Below are 16,730 nucleotides of genomic sequence, written 5' to 3'. Positions count from 1 at the left end.
ACCGGCCGGCGGATGGCTCCCGCCGGCCGGCCGCGTGCGCCTCACCTGCCGTAGACCTCGAACTCGTAGAGCGAGAAGCCGTACGAGGTGGCCCGCGTGACGCCGAACATCCGCACGTAGCGGGCGCTGACCGGCGCGAACGTCACGTTGTCGACGCCGCCGTTGCCGGTGGTGGTGCTGAACACCGGCTGCCAGGAGTTGCCGTCACCGGAGACCTCGATCCGGTAACCGGTGGCGTAGGCGGACTCCCACCGCAGCACCGCCCGGCTGATCGTGCGGGCCGAGCCGAGGTCCACCCGCAGCCACTGGTTGTCGTTGTAGCTGCTGGCCCACCGGGTGCCGAGGCTGCCGTCGACCGCCTTGGCCGGGGTGTTGCTGGTCAGGAACTGCGTGCTGGACGCGGTGGCGGTACGGCCCTGCGCCAGGTTGGTCACCGTGTCACCGCGGCGCGCCGGGAACGAGACGACCTGCTGATAGGTGGGCCGGTTCTGCCAGCCGATCAGCGGGTGGGTGATGCCACCGAGCCCGGACTGGGCGATCGCGTCGGCGCACCACTGGTCCCCGGCCCCGCAGGACGAGTCACCCGGGTAGACGGTGGCCGCCGGGGCGGCGGTGGCCTGGCCGAGCGTGTCCAGCAGCGCCTGCCGGCACGCGCCCAGGTTGCCGTTGCCGCAGTACGTGCGCCCGAGCCCACCGGCCACCGGGTCGCCGAGCACCGCGCGCAGGTCCTTGTCGACGTAACCCCACCAGCCGTACTGGAACGCCGAGCCCTTGTGCGCCTGCCCCTGCGACCCCCAGCTCACGGTGCCGTCGCGCGCCGCGTTCTGCCCGCCTGAGGGCGACTCGTTGACCTGCAGGGCGTCGACCAGCGCGGCGTACAGGTCGGGGCCGAGGCCGGGCCGGAACTGCGCCGCGGCCAGCAGCGGCCACCAGGCGTCGAAGATCCGGATGGCGTCGGCGTGCTGGTAGACCTTCGAGCCGGGTGACGTCTCCACCCGGCGGGACCCGGCCTGCTGCCAGGCCCGCAGCTTGGTCACCGCGGCGGCCAGCGCCGGGTCGGTGACCGGTGTGCTGTCCAGCACCCGCAAGAGCTCACCGAGGACCTGCTGGCCCCGCAGGTCGGTCACCCCCGCCTCGGCGGTGATCCGGACGACGTCGGCGCGGCTGAGCTTGCGCTGGGCGATGGCCGCCTTCACCGGACCGTCGAGCAGCTGGCCGCGGTGCACCGCGCCGTAGCTGAAGTTGCCGTCGGCCGCGCCGAAGTCCCGCGCCTGCTTGTTGTTCCAGCTGACGTAGTAGTCCTGGTTGACCGACTGCGGATGGGCCGACGCCGGGGCGTAGGTGGCGTCGTTGGTGTCCGGGTTCCAGCCGACCCACTCGTACGCCGGCTCGGCCTTCATCGGCAGGTTCGGGTCGGAGGTGGAGGAGCGCACCGGGTTCGCGCCGGAGTTGTAGTACGCCGCCTCGGTCGAGTTGACGTAGAACCAGTTGAACGCGTACCCGACGTTCGCGGCGGACGCCTGGAACGCCGCCGCGCTGCCCATCGCCGCCGGGTCGTTGAACGCCTGGAAGCCGATCGCCGAGTCGGCCTCGTGGCGGTAGGTGGAGCGCAGCTTGGTGAACGCGGTCGGCTGCCCGTTCACCATGCCCCGGTAGGCGACCAGCCCGTACTTGGTGCGCAGCGCGCGCAGCGTGTACGCGCCGGCCGGGGTGGAGTCGGCGAGCGTCGGCGACCACGAGTTGCGCTTCTCCAGCACCTCCATGGCCAGGCACTGCCCGCGGTAGAGGTAGCGGTTGGAGCGCAGCGTCGGCGCGGTGCCGTCGGTGGTGCACAGCGGCACCGCGTACGTGTCGGTCAGGTCCTGCGAGGCGGAGGTGGCGCTCCACGCGTAGTCCTGGCCGCGGCCGAGCAGCACGTAGAGGTTCAGTCCGGCGAACGCGGCGCCGCGCGCGCTGATCCCGGGGCCCTGGAGTTCCTGGAGCATGAGCAACTGCGGGGCGAAGTAGCCGGTCTGCGGGCCGAACACGGCCACCGGGTTGCCGCTGGTGGTGTGCCTGCCGGAGACCACGACGGCGTTGGACATGCCGTGCGTGCGCAGGGTGGACAGGCCGCCGAGCAGGTCCTTGGTGGCGGCGCTGCTGCCGGTGCGGGCGGCGGCCCCGCCGGTGGCGTCGTACGCGAGCGGCTCGGCGACCACGGTGCCGGAATCGGGCAGCACAGCGCTGGTGGCGCCGGGCGGCGTCGCGCCGTACGGGAAGCTCTGCCCGTCGTGCAGCGTCAGCACGGTCTCCGGGTCGTTCTGCGAGCGGAACGCCGCCCAGACCCGGTCGCCCTCGGTGGCCCCATACTTGGCGCGGGCGGCCACCCGGACCAGCGCGGACCGGACCTCGCTGCCGCCGCCTCCGCCGAACAGCCCGCCGATGACGCCGGCGGTGGCGATCAGGTCGGTCATGGTGAAGTGCTTGGGCTTGCCGGCGCCGGTGAGCACGTACTCGCCGGGGTAGTTGTCGTCGGCGATCGACTTGTCGATGTAGGCGTTGATGCCGGCGATGTAGTCGGCCACGTCGGTGTAGAGCTGCTGGCCCCGGGTGCCCTTGAGGCGCAGCGCGTTCACCTGGGCCTGGAGGTCCGCCTCGGTGTAGGGCGAGTTGGCCCAGACGCTCTGCTCCAGCTCGCGGTTGCCGGGGGCGCCGCCGGCGAACGAGCTGACGTTGCCGCGGCCGACGTGCCGCAGCAGGTCCATCACCCAGAGCCGGTCCTGGGCTCCGGCGTAGCCGGCGCCGAACATGGTGCCGGCGCGGGTGGTGCCGGTGATGTGCGGGACGCCGGTGGCCTTGTCCCGCACGATGGTGACGTCCGAGCGCGGCGAGATCCTGCTCTCCACCTGTGCGTCGGGGACGCCGAAGGAGGCGTCGTTGTAGAAGTGGGCGATCTGCTCGTCGGTCAACCCGGCGTAGTTGTAGACCAGGTTCGCGTACTCGTCGAGCTGGTCGCTGGAGTGCGCGGGGCGGGTGCCGAGCGCCTGGTGGGCCAGGATGCCGGCGAGCGTGGCGTTGCCGTTCTGCCCGGGCGGCAGGATGTCGGCGCACTGGCCGAGGCAGTAGTCGTCGGGGGTGAACGTGGTGGCGGCGAGTGCCGGTGACGGCGGGATGGCCGTCAGGACGCTCGCGGTCAGGGCGGCTGCGGTCAGCGCCGCGAGGCGGGCGCGAAGGGTGGGTCGTGGCATGGCGGGGTCCTCCGGGGACGCGGAGCCGGACCGTTCGGTACGCCCGGCTGCCGGCGTCTCGCCCTCCGCGCCCGGGCGTTCCACCCGGAGGTGAGAATGACTCATATCTATCTCCGGGCAATGATCGACGCAGAACCGCCGTCCGGGATAGCCGTCGTTCACCAGCCGCCAATGCCGACGTTTCGCCGACTTCACCCCGTAACGACGCGGTGGGGGTGGCGTCGTTGCCACCCCCACCGCTCTCCCCGCCGGTGCGCCGTCAGTGCTTGTGGAACGACTGGCGCACCACACCCCCCACCAGCGCGCACCAGGTGGTGGTGCTGATCTTGCCGTTGGGCGGTAGTCCGTGCAGGCGCTGGAGGTCCTTCACCGCCGTGCGGGTGGCGTGGTCGTACTCGCCGGTCTCGGTCACCTCGGCGTAGCCCTTGGAGGCGAGCATGAACTGCGCGGCGGCCACCGGGATCCCGCTGGACTTCTGGTCCAGTTCCGGGGCGAGGGTCTCCCAGGTCGGCGCGGTCAGCGTGGCGTCGACGTCGACCGGAACGCCGTTGCGCGCCTGCCAGTCCTGCACCGCCGCGACGGTGGCCGCGTCGAACACGCCGGTGACCGGCACGGTGCAGCCGCGGAACGTGAGCAGGCGCTGGGCGACCTGGACCACCGGGCCGCCGACGAAACGCCAGATGTCCGGCCAGCGGCGGGCCGGCACGTCGCCGAGCTTGGTGCCGAGCTGCTTGAAGACCGCGCGGCGCAGCGCCGGGAACTCCCGGTAGAACATCGCGCCCGGGCAGAGCGTGGCCCGGAAGTCCCAGTGGCCGAAGATGTCGTGGGCGTGCAGCCCGTACTGCCGGCAGATCGTGGTGCAGAGCCGGACCAGTCCGTCGAGCAGCTCCTCCGGCGGCGTCTCGGTGACGTAGGTGCCCTCGTTCTCGATGCCGATGGCCCGCCCGTTCTCGCCCGGGCAGTGCGCGGCGATCATCTGCCGGTCGCCGGCGCGCAGCCGGTCCAGGCTGCCGTGGCGTCCCTCCAGGACGTGGCCGCCGCGGCTCACCGTGAAGTGCTGCCCGGTGTCGGACCAGCCGTTGCCGTCCATGTGCAGGTCCTGGCAGTCGCGGGCGAGCTGCTTGGCGTGCTCCTCGGAGTAGTCCGTGACGTTCGGGAACGCCATGTGGTGCACGATGATCTTGTTGGTGGGGATCGCGCTGACCGACAGCGGGTCGGCCGGCGGGCGGGCGGCCCACTCGTCGCAGCTGATGATCCAGTCGAGGTCCGCGCCCGGCGCGGCGTGCGCGGCGGCCGGCCGGACGAGCTCGCTCCCGACGACCGCGACCGCGGCGGCGCCGAGGCCGGCCCGCAGCAGCGTACGGCGGTCCAGCTCGGGGTGGTCGAAGTGCATTCCGCCTCCTCGATCCCCCGGCGGGGCCGGGGGATGTAAAGGAACTCCATCAGATGCGCGCGAGGTGGAGAATATTGCCACCCCGGCGCGGCGCGCCAGAGGACAAAAGCGACGTTCGTCGGCCGCTCCTACCGCCGGAGTAGGCGATGTCACGTCCGCTGACCGGGACGGACCATGTCGCGTCGTGATCGGCCATGGCAGCCTGGACCCGTGCAGTCGCCCAGCCCGGCCGGGATTCTCGTGCTCGTCGCGGTGCTCGCGGCCGCCACCGCGTTCGGCTGGTGGCGCCGCCGCCACGACGGCCGGCTGCGCGCCGTCCGGAAGCGCCCATCGGACGCCGCCGCGCCGCACCGGGCCACCCTCACCGTCCTCGGGGTACGCCCCGGCGAGCGCACGCTTGTGCAGTTCTCCGCCCCGGTCTGCGCGCCCTGCCGGGCCGCCCGGCGGGTCCTCGCCGACGTCGCCGCACGCCTCGACGGGGTCGCGGTGCGGGAGGTCGGCGTGGACGAACACCTCGACGCGGCCCGGGAGCTGGACGTGTGGCGCACCCCGACCGTGCTCGTGGTGGACGGCGCCGGCCGGATCGTGCGCCGGGCCGCCGGGGTGCCCGACCGGGACGAGCTGATCGCCGCGCTCACCGCCGGGGCGGCCCGATGACCGGCGTACGGCTGACCCGCCGCCGGGTGGTGGACCACGGCCGGCTCGCCACGAGCCTCTGTGCGGCGGCCCGTCCCGCCTGACCGACCGCCCCCGCACGAACGGACCACCCCATGCTGCTCGACCCCCGGGGACCGCGCTTCGCCGCCGTCCTCACCACAGCCGTCCTCGCGATCGTCCTCGTCACCGGCTCCGGGCTGCTCCTGCTCGCCCAGGCCGTCGTGTTCGCGCTCACCGCGCTCAACCCGCGCCTCGGCCCGTACGGCCTGCTGTTCCGCGCCCTGGTGGCGCCCCGGCTGGACCCGCCGGCGGAGCTGGAACCGGTCGCGCCGGTGCGCTTCGCCCAGCTCGTCGGGCTGGGCTTCAGCGTCCTCGGCGCGGCCGGCTGGCTCGCCGGACTGCCCGCGCTCGGCCTGGCCGCCACCGGCGCGGCGCTGGCCGCGGCGTTCCTCAACGCCGCGTTCGGGCTCTGCCTGGGCTGCGAGGCGTACCTGGCGATCCGGCGCCTGGCCGGACGCCCGCTCGCCGCCCGGGTGGCGGCGCCCCCGCGCTGACCGTCCGCCCGTACGCTGGCCCCGGCGGGATGGGGGAGAGGCATGGCAGGTCGCGCACGGCTGGACCGGCGCAGCGTGCTCGTCGCGGCGGGCGGCCTCGCGGTGGCCGGGATCGGCGTGCCGGTCGGGCTGGCCGCCACGAACGACCGGCAGCCGCCGCCCGCGCCGCGCGGACGCCGCCCGGTCAGCATGGCGATGCACCTGCACGCCTCGTTCAGCGAGGGCGTGGCCAGCTACGCCGCCCACCTCGACCAGGCCCGCCGCAACGCCGTCGACGTGCTCTGGTGGACCGACCACGACTTCCGGGTCGCCGCCCACGACCACCGCCGGGTCGTCCACTTCGACGGCCCCGAGGAACGCGAGGGTGCCCTGGCCTGGACCTGGCAACCGGCCACCGAGGGACGGCTCACCGGCTCGGCCGCCGACTTCGTCGACGTGCCCGACGCCCCCGACGGCCCCGGCCGCGCGCTGCGCCTGGTCGCCGCCGGGACCGGCACCCACTGGTACGCGGGCAAGGCGTGGAACTGGACGCACACCTCAAACATCTCCGACACGACGCTGCACCTCGACGTACGCCCCGAGTCGGCCGGCCCGGACGCCACGCTCACCGTGGAGATCGCGCTGTCGCACCACCCGGCCGGACCCGGCCGCCCCGCCGGGCAGCTCGTGCTGCGTTACCGCCTCGGCGCCGTCGACGCGGTCCGGCACTCCGTCGACGGCCGTTTCGGCACCGTCGAGCGGCCCGCCCCGGCCGGCGCCTGGCGGCGGCACACCTTCGAGCTGCTCGCCGACGTGCGGCGGCTCTGGCCCGACCTGGTCGCGGGCGACAACTCGCTGCGCGGGCTGCGCCTCGGCGTCACTGTGGCCGGCGGCGCGCGCGGCGCGTACCTGGTGGACCGGCTCGTCTTCGACCGTGCCCGCCGCGCCGGGCAGGCGGGCGAGGAGATGCGCGCCGAGGTGCTGCGCGGCTACGACGGGGCGTACCCGGGCGTGACCCACCACCGCGCGTACGAGGTGTCCATGGTGCGGCACCTCAACTGGTTCGGCGGCGACGGCACGCTGCCGAGCTTCCCGTCCCCGCCGTACCGGGACAACGACGTCGAAGCCACCGAGAAGATGGTGGAGTTCCTGCACTCGCACGGCGGGGTGGTGTGCTGGAACCATCCGCTGGACACCGAACGCCGCGAATCACTGGCCCGGCTGCTGGTGAGCCGCAACGCGCTCGGCGTCGACCTGATCGAGATCGGGCGCCGGCCGGTCGAGGACTACCTCTGGGCGTACGACGTCGCCGCCCGCAACGCGATCCCGCTGACCGCCGTCGGGGTCACCGACGACCACGACGGCACCGACTGGCGGGCCGGCCGGGACCGGAACGTCACCTCCGTCTGGGCGGCCTCGACCGGCCGCGACGACCTGGTCGCGGCGCTGCGCGCCGGGCAGGCGTGGTTCGCCGACCTGGCCGGCTACCGGGGCGCGCTGGACCTGGAACTCGGTGGCCGCAGCGGCATGGGCGCCCTCGCCGTGCTCGCCGAGGACACCGTCACGGTGCGGCTGCGCGCCACCGACCTGCCCGCCGGGGCCACACTGGAGGTGGTCACCGGCGAGGTCGACCGGGCCGGTGTCGCGGATCCGACTCCGGCGGTCCGGGTCGGGCAGGTCCCGTGGCGGCAGTTGCGGCCGGGCTGGCACGATCTGCCGGTGCGCGTCGGCGCCGGCGCGTACGTGCGTACCCAGGTACGCGACCGCGAGGGCGAGATCGTCGGCGCCAGCAACCCCCTCTGGCTGCTCCGCGAGCCCCCACCCCAGGGCATCTCCCCACCCCGCCGCTTCTGACCCTCCGCCCGCTCCCTTCATGATCGACGAGGAGGGGTTGCCAGGGTCTGGTAATCGTGGCGGTGTGTCCGATACCGACCACCTGTCGTGCCGTGCCGTGCCGCGCGACCAACGAGCCGCCGACCGGCGACCGGAAGCAGCCGTTGCGCCGATGGCCGGCGACCCCGGCCCGGTGAGAATGACCCGCGAGGCGGCATCCGACACCCGCCCGTGGAACGCGGTGGAGTGGGTCGCATGAGCGGCTGGGAACTGTCCGGCTACACGCCGGTCCGCCGGCTCGGCGCCGGCGCGTCCGGCAGCGTCGTGCTCGCCACCCACGACCGGACCGGCACCCCGGTCGCGATCAAGTACCTGGTCCGCGACCTCGGCGAAGACTCGTCGTTCCGGACCGCCTTCCGCACCGAGGCCCGGCTGCTCGGCGAGATCGACGACCCGCACGTCAGCCGCCTCTACGAGTACGTCGAGTCCCCGCGCGGCGCGGCCATCGTGATGGAACTGGTCGACGGCGTGTCGCTGCGCCAGATGCTGCGCGCGCACGGCCCGACCACGCCCGAGGCCGCGCTCTGCGTCCTCAAGGGCTCACTCGCCGGCCTGGCCGCCGCGCACCGCCACGGCGTCGTGCACCGCGACTACAAGCCGGAGAACGTGCTCGTCACCGGCGCCGGCTTGAGCAAGCTCGCCGACTTCGGCATCGCCATGCCGATCGGCGAGGGCTCCGACACCACGGTCTCCGGCACGCCCCGCTACATGGCCCCCGAGCAGTGGACCGGCGCCCCCGCCACCCCGGCCTGCGACGTCTACGCCGCCACCGCCACGTTCTTCGAATGCCTCACCGGGCGGCCCCCGTACCAGGGACCGGACCTGCTCTCCCTGCGCGACCAGCACGCCTCCGCGCCGATCCCCGCCGAGGCGGCGCCACCGCCGGTGCACGAGCTGCTGCGCCACGGCATGGCCAAGCGCCCCGACGAGCGGCCCGAGTCCGCCGAGGCGTTCCTCGGCCTGCTGGAACAGGTGGCCGGCGTCGGCTACGGCCCGGAATGGGAGGAACGCGGGCTGCGTGAGCTGGGCCGCCGGGCAGCGCTGCTGGCCGCGCTGTGGCCGTTCCCCGAGCGGGCCGAGGGCGCCACCGCCGTCGCCCACACCGCGGTGGCGAACACGGCGCTCGGCGCGCGCTCCGGCCGGCGCGGACTGTTCCGCAAGGGCCGCACCCGTACCGCGCTGGCCGCCGGCGCGCTGGCCGCCGCCGTCCTGGCCGGCGGCGCCGGCTACAGCTACGCCGCCAACGACGGCACCGACGCCGCCGCCCCCACCGGCCCGGCGAGCGCCGCCCCGGCCACCGCGGCGGCGCCCACACCGGACCCGACCGCCGCCGAGACGCCGAGCCCGTCGCCGACGCCCACCCCGTCCACCGCGTCACCGGCCGCGCCGTCGGCCACCCCGGACCGGACCGGGTCGCCGACCCGCACCGGCGCGCCCACCCCCAGCGCGTCGCGCAGCAGCACCACCACCCCGCCGCCGGACGTGACCGCGCCGGTCGTGGACGGGGTGCGCGCCGACCCGGGCGAGCTGGACCCGAAGGGCTGCCCCTACGGCGCCAAGAGCAGCACCGTCACCGCCACCGTCACCGACGACCGCAGCGGCCCGGCCGCGCTGACCGTCGACTTCGGCTACACCCTCGACGGCGCCACCGGAACGATCCGGATGACCGCCGCCGGCCGCGGCGTGTTCACCGGCACGCTGGGCCCGCTGTCCACACCCAGGCGCAGCGCCCGCATCCCGATCCGCGTCACCGCCGCCGACGCCGCCGGCAACACCACCACCTCGGCGTCACCGGTGTACGTGACGCTCTACCACGACTGCACCCCCGGCTAGGAGTACGACAGTGCCCGCTGCCCAGCACCGCAGCCCGTTCCGGGAACGGCCGGCGTGACCCGGCCCGACGAGCCCACCGAGGCGCTGCCGACCCGCGCCCTGCCGGTGACCCCGCCCGGGGACGCCGACACCGCCGAGCCGACCGTCCACCTCGTCGCGCCCCGCGCCACCACCGAGGCGGAGCCGACCGTTTCTCTGTCCGCGGTGAGCGCGGAACCCACCGTGGCCTTGTCGGTGGACGGTGCGGAGCCGACCGTTCCACGTGCGGCCACGGCGGACACCGGCGACGCGGAACCCACAGTGCAGCTCGTCCGGCCTGAGGCGGAACAGCCGCCCGCTGCCGAACCGACCGTCCACCTGAGCCCGATCCCGGCCGAGGACGACGGCACGGCAGACCTCACCGGTCCGGCCGCATCGGCACCGGCCGCGGGGGAGCCGACCGGCGTCCCGCGTCCGGCCACGGACAGCTCCGCGGAAGAGGCGACCGCGGACCTCCGGTCCGGCGCGCAGAGCGAGGTGACGGCCCAGACCCCGGCCTCGGGCAATGCTGCGGGAGAGCCGACGGTGAGCCTGGGCCCGGTTCCGGGTGACACGGCAGGCGAACCGACGGCGCATCTTCCCGCGTCGGGCAGCACCGCGGGGGAGGCGACAGCGCGCCTGCGCCCGGCTCCGGCGGATGAGGCGACGACGCAGCTTCGCCACGTTCCGGACGACGCCGCCGGTGAGCCGACGGTGAGCCTGCGCCCCGCCGTGGGCGGCCCGGCCGAGGAGCCGACAGTGAGCCTGCGTCCGCTTCCCGAGGGCGCGGTCGGCGAGGCAACAGTGCATCTCCGCCAAGCCCAGGCTCCGACCCCGGCCTCGGCCCCGGCTCCAGCCCTGACGCAGCCCCAGCCCCAGGCCCCGGCTCAGGCAACGGCTCCGACTCCGGCCCGGGGCACCGCGACCGGGCAGGCGACAGTGCGTCCGCGTCCGGCGCCGCCGACCAGGGGCCCGGGCGTGGAGCCGACCGTGTCGTGGCAGCCCACCGGCGTACCGCATGGGCACCAGGCCGGCGGGCCGCCGACGGCGACGGGCGTCGGGGCGTACCCGGATCGGACCGTGGGCGCGCGGGCGGTGAGCGGCGCCCCGGCGCCCGCGCCCGGCGGCGAACTGCGCTTCGGGCCGGGCGTGCCGGTGACGCCGCCGCCCGCGCCGCCCTGGCCGACCGCGCCCCCGATCCGGCCGCGGCCGGTCTGGCGGCGTGTCGTCTCGGTGCTGTCCACGCTGCTCGCCGCCGCGCTGCTGCTGACGGTCGGCCTCTACCTGTGGCAGCGGCTGCGCCCGATGGAGGTCGAGCAGGTGTCGGTGGCGGCGACCCGGCCGGCCGGCGTCGCGTGCGACGTGACGGTGGACGTGGTGGCCACGGTACGGACCAACGGGCGCGCCGGCACGATCCGCTACCAGTGGTTCCGCTCGGACGCCCCGCCCGGCGCGGTGCTCACCGAGCGGGTCGGCAGCGGGCAGCACACCGCGACCCTCACCCTCAAGTGGACGTTCTCCGGAGTGGGCACGACCGCCGGCACGGCCACCGTCAACATCATCGAACCGGCGCCGATGCAGGCCGGCGCCCGCGTCAGGTACCGCTGCCCCGGCGGCTGATCGCGTTTCCCCGCGCGCGGGTCCGGGTAGCCCCACCCGAACAAACCTGGACCATGTGCGTGGAGGCCCTTCGATGAGAGACAACTTCGGGGACGCGGTGGGCGACGCGTTCCGATCGGTGATGCTGTTCCTGCCCAAGGCGGTCGCGTTCGTCGCCATCCTGGTCGCCGGCTGGCTGGTCGCCAAGGCCGTCCGGAAGCTGGTGGACAAGGTTCTGGAACGTGTCCACTTCGACCGCGCCGTCGAGCGTGGCGGGATCAAGACCGCGCTCGCCCGCTCCAAGTACGACGCCAGCGACATCGTCGCGAAGCTCGCCTACTACGGGGTGCTGCTGGTCACGCTCCAGCTCGCGTTCGGCATCTGGGGCCCCAACCCGATCTCCGACCTGATCGCCGGAGTGATCGCCTGGCTGCCCCGGGCGTTCGTCGCCATCGTCATCGTGGTGGTCGCCGCGGCCATCGCGCGTGCCGTGAAGGACATCATCTCCAGCGCGCTCGGCGGCCTCTCCTACGGCCGGGTGCTGGCGAATCTCGCCTCGGTGTTCATCCTGGGCCTCGGCGTCATCGCCGCGCTCAACCAGATCGGCGTCGCCACCACGGTCACCACCCCGGTGCTGATCGCGGTGCTCGCCACCGTGGGCGGCATCCTGGTCGTCGGTGTCGGCGGCGGCCTGATCCGGCCGATGCAGAGCCGCTGGGAGAACTGGCTGACCCGGGCCGAGGAGGAGTCGCGCACGATCGCCACGCACGCCCGCGCGTACCGGGCCGGACGCCGCGACGTCGAGGCCCGGCTGGCCGCCGCCGGCCCGTACGCGGACTCCGAGCTGACCCAGCCGGTGAGCCGGGACACCGAGGCGGACCGGACGCAGGCCGTCCCCGCGTACCCGGGCACCCAGCCGGCGACGGCCGCGGGCGACGCCGACGTCACCGCGCCGGTGCCGCCGCAGGCGGGCGCGGAGGCCACCCAGCACATCCCGGCGTACGCGGACTCCGACCGCACCCAGCCGACCACCCCGCACCAGTCGGCCGCCGAGCAGGCCGCGGACAGCGAGGCCACCATGGTCATCCCGCAGGCCGACGTGGAGAAGTTCCGCCGCTGACCCGGCAGCCGTGACACTCGGGGCGGGACCGCAGGGTCCCGCCCCGATCCGCGTGTGCGGGGGACCCCTCGCGGGCCGGACGCCGGTTAGGATCGCGGCATGACCTGGCGATGTTGATGCCTCACTGAGCGACGAGGCCGCGGGCCGCCGCGGACGCCGTGCATTCCGGCCGGTGTCCGTCACGTCCCGTGGGAAGGTTCCATGCTCGTCGCTCCTGCCCGCGTGCCCGCGACCCGTCGCCTCGCGGCGACGCTCTACGGGTACGCGTTCCTCACCGACCTGGTCCTGCTCTACCCGCTCTACGTGTTGCTGTTCGCCGACACCGGGTTGTCGGTCGGGCAGATCTCCTCGCTGTTCGTGCTCTGGGCGGCCGCCGGCATCGTGCTGGAGGTGCCCTCCGGGGTCTGGGCCGACGCGGTGTCGCGCCGGCTGCTGCTGTGCCTGGCGCCGCTGCTCGCCGCCACCGGTTTCGCGCTCTGGGTGCTGCTGCCTTCCTACCCGGCGTTCGCCGTGGGTTTCCTGCTCTGGGGCGCCGGTGGCGCGCTGCGCTCGGGCGCGCTGGAGGCGCTGGTCTTCACCGAGCTGGAGCGTCTCGGCGCGGCCGACCGGTACGCCCGGCTGATCGGCCGTGCCCGCACCGCCGAGGTGCTCGGCGCCGTCGGGTCCGGGGTGCTCGCCGGGCCGGCGTACGCGCTCGGCGGCTACCTCGCGGTCGGCGCGGCCAGCGTGGCGACGTGTCTGCTGGCGGCAGCCGTCGCGGCCCGCTTCCCGGAGCACCGCCCGCCACCCGCCGCGCCGCTCCCGAGCGCCGGCCCGGGCGGGCCGAGCGTGAGCGACGAGGCCGGGGACGGGCCGGGTGACGAGGAGCCCGGCTGGCTCGACAGCCTGCGCGTGGGACTTGCCCAGGTGCGGGGCGACCGTCGCGTGCGCGCCGCCGTGCTGCTTGTCGCGGCCGTCACCGCGATCTGGGGTGGGCTCGACGAGTACACCGGACTGCTCGCCGCCGACACCGGCATGGGCGAGGTGGGTGTGCCGCTGCTGCTCCTGCTGGTCTGGGCCGGGATGACTGTGGGCGGGCTGCTCGCGCCGCTGGGCGAGCGGCTGTCCCACCGGGGGTACGCGGGCCTGCTGGTGTTCGCGGCGGGCGCGACGGCGGCCGGCGCGCTGCTGCGGCATCCGGCCGGTTTCCTGCTGCTGGCCGCCGCGTTCGCCGCGTTCCAGCTCGCCACGGTGCTCGCCGACGTGCGGCTCCAGGCCCGGATCGCCGGGTCGGCCCGGGCCACAGTCACCTCGCTCGCCGGGATGGCCACCGACCTGACCGTCGTCGCCTTCTACGGCGGGTACGGGCTGCTCGCCGGCGCGGTCGGTAACCCGGCGGCCTTCGCGGTCGCGGTGCTGCCGTACCTGCTGGTGGCGCTGTGGCTGCTCACCGGTCGAGCGTGAATCGCCAGAAAAGGGACCAATGGTCGCCTCTCCGGCCTAGCGTGGGTCCGGAAATCGGCGACCCGGGGGAGACGATCGCGGTGACGTTGGAAGCAGAGCGCACGCTGCACGACGAGGACCTGACCGGGCTGGCGGAGCTCGCCGCCCAGCTGCGGGTGGACGCGATCCGGTGCAGCACGACGGCCGGATCCGGGCACCCGACGTCCAGCCTCTCCGCCGCCGACCTGCTCGCCGTGCTCGTCGCCCGGCACCTGCGCTACGACTGGTCCTACCCGGGCAACCCCGGCAACGACCACCTGATCTTCTCCAAGGGTCACGCCTCGCCGCTGCTGTACGCGGTGTTCCGGGCCACCGGCGCGATCAGCGAGCAGGAGCTGCTGGAGACGTACCGGCAGTCCGGGTCGCGCCTGCAGGGCCACCCCACGCCGGTGCTGCCGTGGGTGGACGTCGCCACCGGCTCGCTCGGGCAGGGACTGCCGGTCGGCGTCGGGGTGGCGCTCGCCGCCCAGTACCTCGACCGGTCGCCCGCGCACGTCTGGGTGCTCTGCGGCGACAGCGAGACCGCGGAAGGCTCGGTGTGGGAGGCGCTGGACAAGGCCGGGCACTACGGGCTGCGCAACCTCACCGCGATCGTGGACGTCAACCGGTTCGGCCAGCGCGGCCCCACCGAGCTGGAGTGGGACCTGGACACCTACCGGCGCCGCGTCGAGGCGTTCGGCTGCCGGGCCATGGTCGTCGACGGCCACGACCTGGGCGCGATCGACGAGGCGTACGGGCAGGCGCGCGAGGCCACCGGGCCGACGGTGGTGCTGGCCCGCACGGTCAAGGGCAAGGGCGTACCGGAGGTGGAGAACGACCCGGCCTGGCACGGCAAGGCGTTCGACCCGGAACTGGCCGACCGGGCCGTGCGGGCGCTCGGCGGCCCTCGGCGCATCCGGGTGGCCGGTCCGAAGCCACCGCCCGCGCCGCGCACCGCCCCGGCCGAGCACGGGCAGCCGCAACTGCCCCGGTACGAGCGTGGGACGAAGGTGGCCACGCGGGACGCGTACGGCGACGCGCTGCACGCCCTCGGCGCGGCCCGGCCCGACGTGGTCGCGCTCGACGGCGAGGTCAGCGACTCCACCCGGGCCGAGCGCTTCGCCGCCGCGTACCCCGATCGGTTCTTCCAGATGTTCATCGCCGAGCAGCAGCTCGCCGCCGCGGCGGTGGGCCTGGCGGTACGTGGCTACCGGCCGTTCGCGGCGACCTTCGCCGCGTTCTGGTCGCGCGCGTACGACTTCATCCGGATGGCCGGCGTGTCCCGGGCCGACATCGCGCTGGTCGGCTCGCACGCCGGGGTGGAGATCGGCCCCGACGGCCCGTCCCAGATGGGGCTGGAGGACATCGCGGCGCTGCGCGCGGTGCCCGGCTCCACGGTGCTCAGCCCGGCCGACGCGGTCTCCTGCGCGGCCCTGGTCGCCCAGCTGCCCGACCACCCGGGCATCAGCTACCTGCGCACCACGCGCGGCAAGTACCCGGTGCTCTACGACGACGGCGAGCCGTTCCCGATCGGCGGCAGCCGGATCGTGCGCGACGGCGGCGACGTGGCGCTGCTCGGCACCGGCGTGACGGTGCACCTCTGCCTCGCCGCCGCCGACGAGCTGACCCGCGAGGGCATCGACGCGCGCGTGATCGACATGTACTCGATCAAGCCGGTCGACCGGCAGCGCCTCGCCGAGACCGTCGTGAAGACCGGCGGGCGGCTGGTGGTGGTCGAGGACCACTACCCGCAGGGCGGGCTGGGCTCCGCGGTGCTGGAGGCGCTCGCCGACCTGGGCGAACCGGCCCGGGTCAACCACCTGGCGGTACGCGGGCTGCCCGGCTCCGGCACCCCCACCCAGCAGCTCGACCTGGCCGGCATCGGCGTCGGCGCGATCGTCTCGGCGGCGCGGGCCCTGGCCTGACATCGTGTTCGCCGGGACCGGCGGCAGGGTCCTGGCCCGGGGCGGTGTTTGCCGCGGCCGGCGGCGGGTAGCCACGCTGCCGTTGCGACGGGAGGACCGACGATGGCCGAACCGGAGTTCTACGCGCGGGTGTCCGCCCGCGCCGGCGTGCCGGTGGAGACCGCCCGCACGCTGACCGAGGCGACACTGCGCACGCTCGCCGAACGGATCAGCGGAGGCGAGGCCGACGACCTGTCCGCGCACGTCGCGCACGAGCTGCGTCCGCTGCTGGCCCGCGCCCGGGTCGACGACCCCGAGGTCTTCGGGTACGACGAGTTCCTGCGCCGGGTCGCCGAGCGCTCCGGCGCGACCCCGTCCGACGCCGAGCGCGGCGCCCGGGCGGTGCTGCAGGCGCTGCACCGGGTGGTCGGGCCCGCCGGGTTCAACCGCGCGCTGTCCCAGCTGCCGCGCGAGATCGGCGAGCTGGCCCAGCCCACCCCACGTCCCGCTTAGCCCGCGCGCAAGGAAGGGCCCCCTGTTAACGCCTCCGGTAGAGGAAGGGCCCCTTGTTAACGCCCGACGCTCCGCGGCAGGGCGGCGTCACTCCGGCAGCGCGTCCAGGTACACCCAGCGGCCGTCCTCGCGGGCGAAGCGGCTGTGCTCGGCCAGCACTCCCGTCCGGCCGTCCTCGCGGTAGCGCGCCCGGAACCGGACCGTCCCGGCGCTGTCGAACAGGCCGCCCTGCCCGGTCTGCAGGATCTCCAGCCGCAGCCAGCGGGTGCCCGGGTCCAGCTCCAGCCGCTCCGGCCGGGTCGTCGAGTGCCAGCTGTGCCGCAGGTACGCGGCGTCGCCGAGCGCGAACGCGCTGAACCGGGACCGCATCAGCGCCTCCGCGGTCGCCGCCGTCGCCGTGCCGGAGTGCACCGGGGCGCAGCAGTCCGCGTACGGCCGGCCGGTGCCGCACGGGCAGGCCCTCGTCCGTTCACCCCGTTTCGCCACGCCACGATTCTCCCAAGCGGCGGGGAGGTGTTAAGAAGGGGCCCTTCCTCTACCGGAGGCGTTAAAAGGGGGCCCTTCCTTAAGCCTCGGACG

At 74.8% G+C, this 16,730-nt stretch carries 13 protein-coding genes; 10 read left to right on the top strand and 3 right to left on the bottom strand.

Annotated elements, in window-relative coordinates:
- Nucleotides 1–41: 41 nt before the first annotated feature.
- Together FHU28_RS20170 and FHU28_RS20165 are read right to left on the bottom strand one after the other, a co-directional pair.
- Nucleotides 42–3,227, bottom strand: a complete 3,186-nt coding sequence (locus FHU28_RS20170) for a penicillin acylase family protein (RefSeq protein WP_184686084.1) — start codon at nucleotides 3,225–3,227, stop codon at nucleotides 42–44.
- Nucleotides 3,228–3,486: 259 nt separating this feature from the next.
- Nucleotides 3,487–4,620, bottom strand: coding sequence for a peptidoglycan recognition protein family protein (locus FHU28_RS20165; RefSeq protein WP_184686083.1), 1,134 nt, complete (start codon nucleotides 4,618–4,620; stop codon nucleotides 3,487–3,489).
- A 210-nt stretch (nucleotides 4,621–4,830) separates the two neighbouring features.
- Between FHU28_RS20165 and FHU28_RS20160 the strand changes: the two genes are divergently transcribed.
- The 10 genes from FHU28_RS20160 to FHU28_RS20115 all read left to right on the top strand — a co-directional run bounded on the left by FHU28_RS20160 (nucleotide 4,831) and on the right by FHU28_RS20115 (nucleotide 16,151).
- Nucleotides 4,831–5,277, top strand: a complete 447-nt coding sequence (locus tag FHU28_RS20160; RefSeq protein ID WP_311773625.1) for a thioredoxin family protein — start codon at nucleotides 4,831–4,833, stop codon at nucleotides 5,275–5,277.
- A 113-nt stretch (nucleotides 5,278–5,390) separates the two neighbouring features.
- The gene (locus FHU28_RS20155) at nucleotides 5,391–5,831 is read left to right on the top strand and encodes a DUF4395 domain-containing protein (RefSeq protein ID WP_184686081.1); all 441 of its coding nucleotides are present in this window, start codon (nucleotides 5,391–5,393) and stop codon (nucleotides 5,829–5,831) included.
- Between the two features lie 42 nt (nucleotides 5,832–5,873).
- Nucleotides 5,874–7,664 carry a CehA/McbA family metallohydrolase domain-containing protein gene (locus FHU28_RS20150; protein WP_184686080.1) on the top strand — a complete coding sequence of 597 codons (1,791 nt, stop codon included), beginning with the start codon at nucleotides 5,874–5,876 and terminating at the stop codon, nucleotides 7,662–7,664.
- Nucleotides 7,665–7,683: 19 nt separating this feature from the next.
- The gene (locus tag FHU28_RS20145; protein WP_184686079.1) at nucleotides 7,684–7,902 is read left to right on the top strand and encodes a hypothetical protein; all 219 of its coding nucleotides are present in this window, start codon (nucleotides 7,684–7,686) and stop codon (nucleotides 7,900–7,902) included.
- Nucleotides 7,899–9,536 carry a serine/threonine-protein kinase gene (locus FHU28_RS20140; protein WP_184686078.1) on the top strand — a complete coding sequence of 546 codons (1,638 nt, stop codon included), beginning with the start codon at nucleotides 7,899–7,901 and terminating at the stop codon, nucleotides 9,534–9,536. Before FHU28_RS20145 ends, FHU28_RS20140 begins: the two co-directional genes overlap by 4 nt.
- Before the next feature lie 54 nt (nucleotides 9,537–9,590).
- Nucleotides 9,591–11,174, top strand: a complete 1,584-nt coding sequence (locus FHU28_RS20135; protein WP_311773624.1) for a hypothetical protein — start codon at nucleotides 9,591–9,593, stop codon at nucleotides 11,172–11,174.
- A 73-nt stretch (nucleotides 11,175–11,247) separates the two neighbouring features.
- A complete protein-coding gene (locus tag FHU28_RS20130) occupies nucleotides 11,248–12,273 on the top strand; it encodes a mechanosensitive ion channel family protein (protein WP_184686077.1) in 1,026 nt (341 codons plus the stop codon).
- Between the two features lie 201 nt (nucleotides 12,274–12,474).
- On the top strand, nucleotides 12,475–13,716 hold the full coding sequence (locus FHU28_RS20125) for an MFS transporter (protein ID WP_184686076.1): 1,242 nt from the start codon (nucleotides 12,475–12,477) through the stop codon (nucleotides 13,714–13,716).
- 80 nt (nucleotides 13,717–13,796) lie between these two features.
- Nucleotides 13,797–15,659: a transketolase gene (locus FHU28_RS20120; protein ID WP_184686075.1), complete on the top strand. Its 1,863-nt coding sequence runs from the start codon at nucleotides 13,797–13,799 to the stop codon at nucleotides 15,657–15,659.
- A gap of 102 nt (nucleotides 15,660–15,761) precedes the next feature.
- Nucleotides 15,762–16,151, top strand: a complete 390-nt coding sequence (locus tag FHU28_RS20115) for a DUF2267 domain-containing protein (RefSeq protein ID WP_184686074.1) — start codon at nucleotides 15,762–15,764, stop codon at nucleotides 16,149–16,151.
- Nucleotides 16,152–16,238: 87 nt separating this feature from the next.
- Here FHU28_RS20115 and FHU28_RS20110 read toward each other — a convergent pair whose 3' ends face one another.
- Complete coding sequence (locus FHU28_RS20110; protein WP_184686073.1) at nucleotides 16,239–16,637, bottom strand: YchJ family protein; 399 nt, start codon at nucleotides 16,635–16,637, stop codon at nucleotides 16,239–16,241.
- Nucleotides 16,638–16,730: the final 93 nt, after the last annotated feature.

Source organism: Micromonospora echinospora (assembly GCF_014203425.1).
GTDB lineage: Bacteria > Actinomycetota > Actinomycetes > Mycobacteriales > Micromonosporaceae > Micromonospora > Micromonospora echinospora_A.
This window is presented reverse-complemented; position numbering and strand designations above follow the sequence as displayed.

Excerpts from the sequence above, each read along its gene's own strand:
- FHU28_RS20125 (WP_184686076.1), top strand. The coding sequence starts at position 12,475 with ATGCTCGTCGCTCCTGCCCGCGTGCCCGCGACCCGTCGCCTCGCGGCG.
- FHU28_RS20170 (WP_184686084.1), bottom strand. The coding sequence starts at position 3,227 with ATGCCACGACCCACCCTTCGCGCCCGCCTCGCGGCGCTGACCGCAGCC.
- FHU28_RS20165 (WP_184686083.1), bottom strand. The coding sequence starts at position 4,620 with ATGCACTTCGACCACCCCGAGCTGGACCGCCGTACGCTGCTGCGGGCC.
- FHU28_RS20145 (WP_184686079.1), top strand. The coding sequence starts at position 7,684 with ATGATCGACGAGGAGGGGTTGCCAGGGTCTGGTAATCGTGGCGGTGTG.
- FHU28_RS20140 (WP_184686078.1), top strand. The coding sequence starts at position 7,899 with ATGAGCGGCTGGGAACTGTCCGGCTACACGCCGGTCCGCCGGCTCGGC.
- FHU28_RS20130 (WP_184686077.1), top strand. The coding sequence starts at position 11,248 with ATGAGAGACAACTTCGGGGACGCGGTGGGCGACGCGTTCCGATCGGTG.
- FHU28_RS20115 (WP_184686074.1), top strand. The coding sequence starts at position 15,762 with ATGGCCGAACCGGAGTTCTACGCGCGGGTGTCCGCCCGCGCCGGCGTG.
- FHU28_RS20150 (WP_184686080.1), top strand. The coding sequence starts at position 5,874 with ATGGCAGGTCGCGCACGGCTGGACCGGCGCAGCGTGCTCGTCGCGGCG.
- FHU28_RS20155 (WP_184686081.1), top strand. The coding sequence starts at position 5,391 with ATGCTGCTCGACCCCCGGGGACCGCGCTTCGCCGCCGTCCTCACCACA.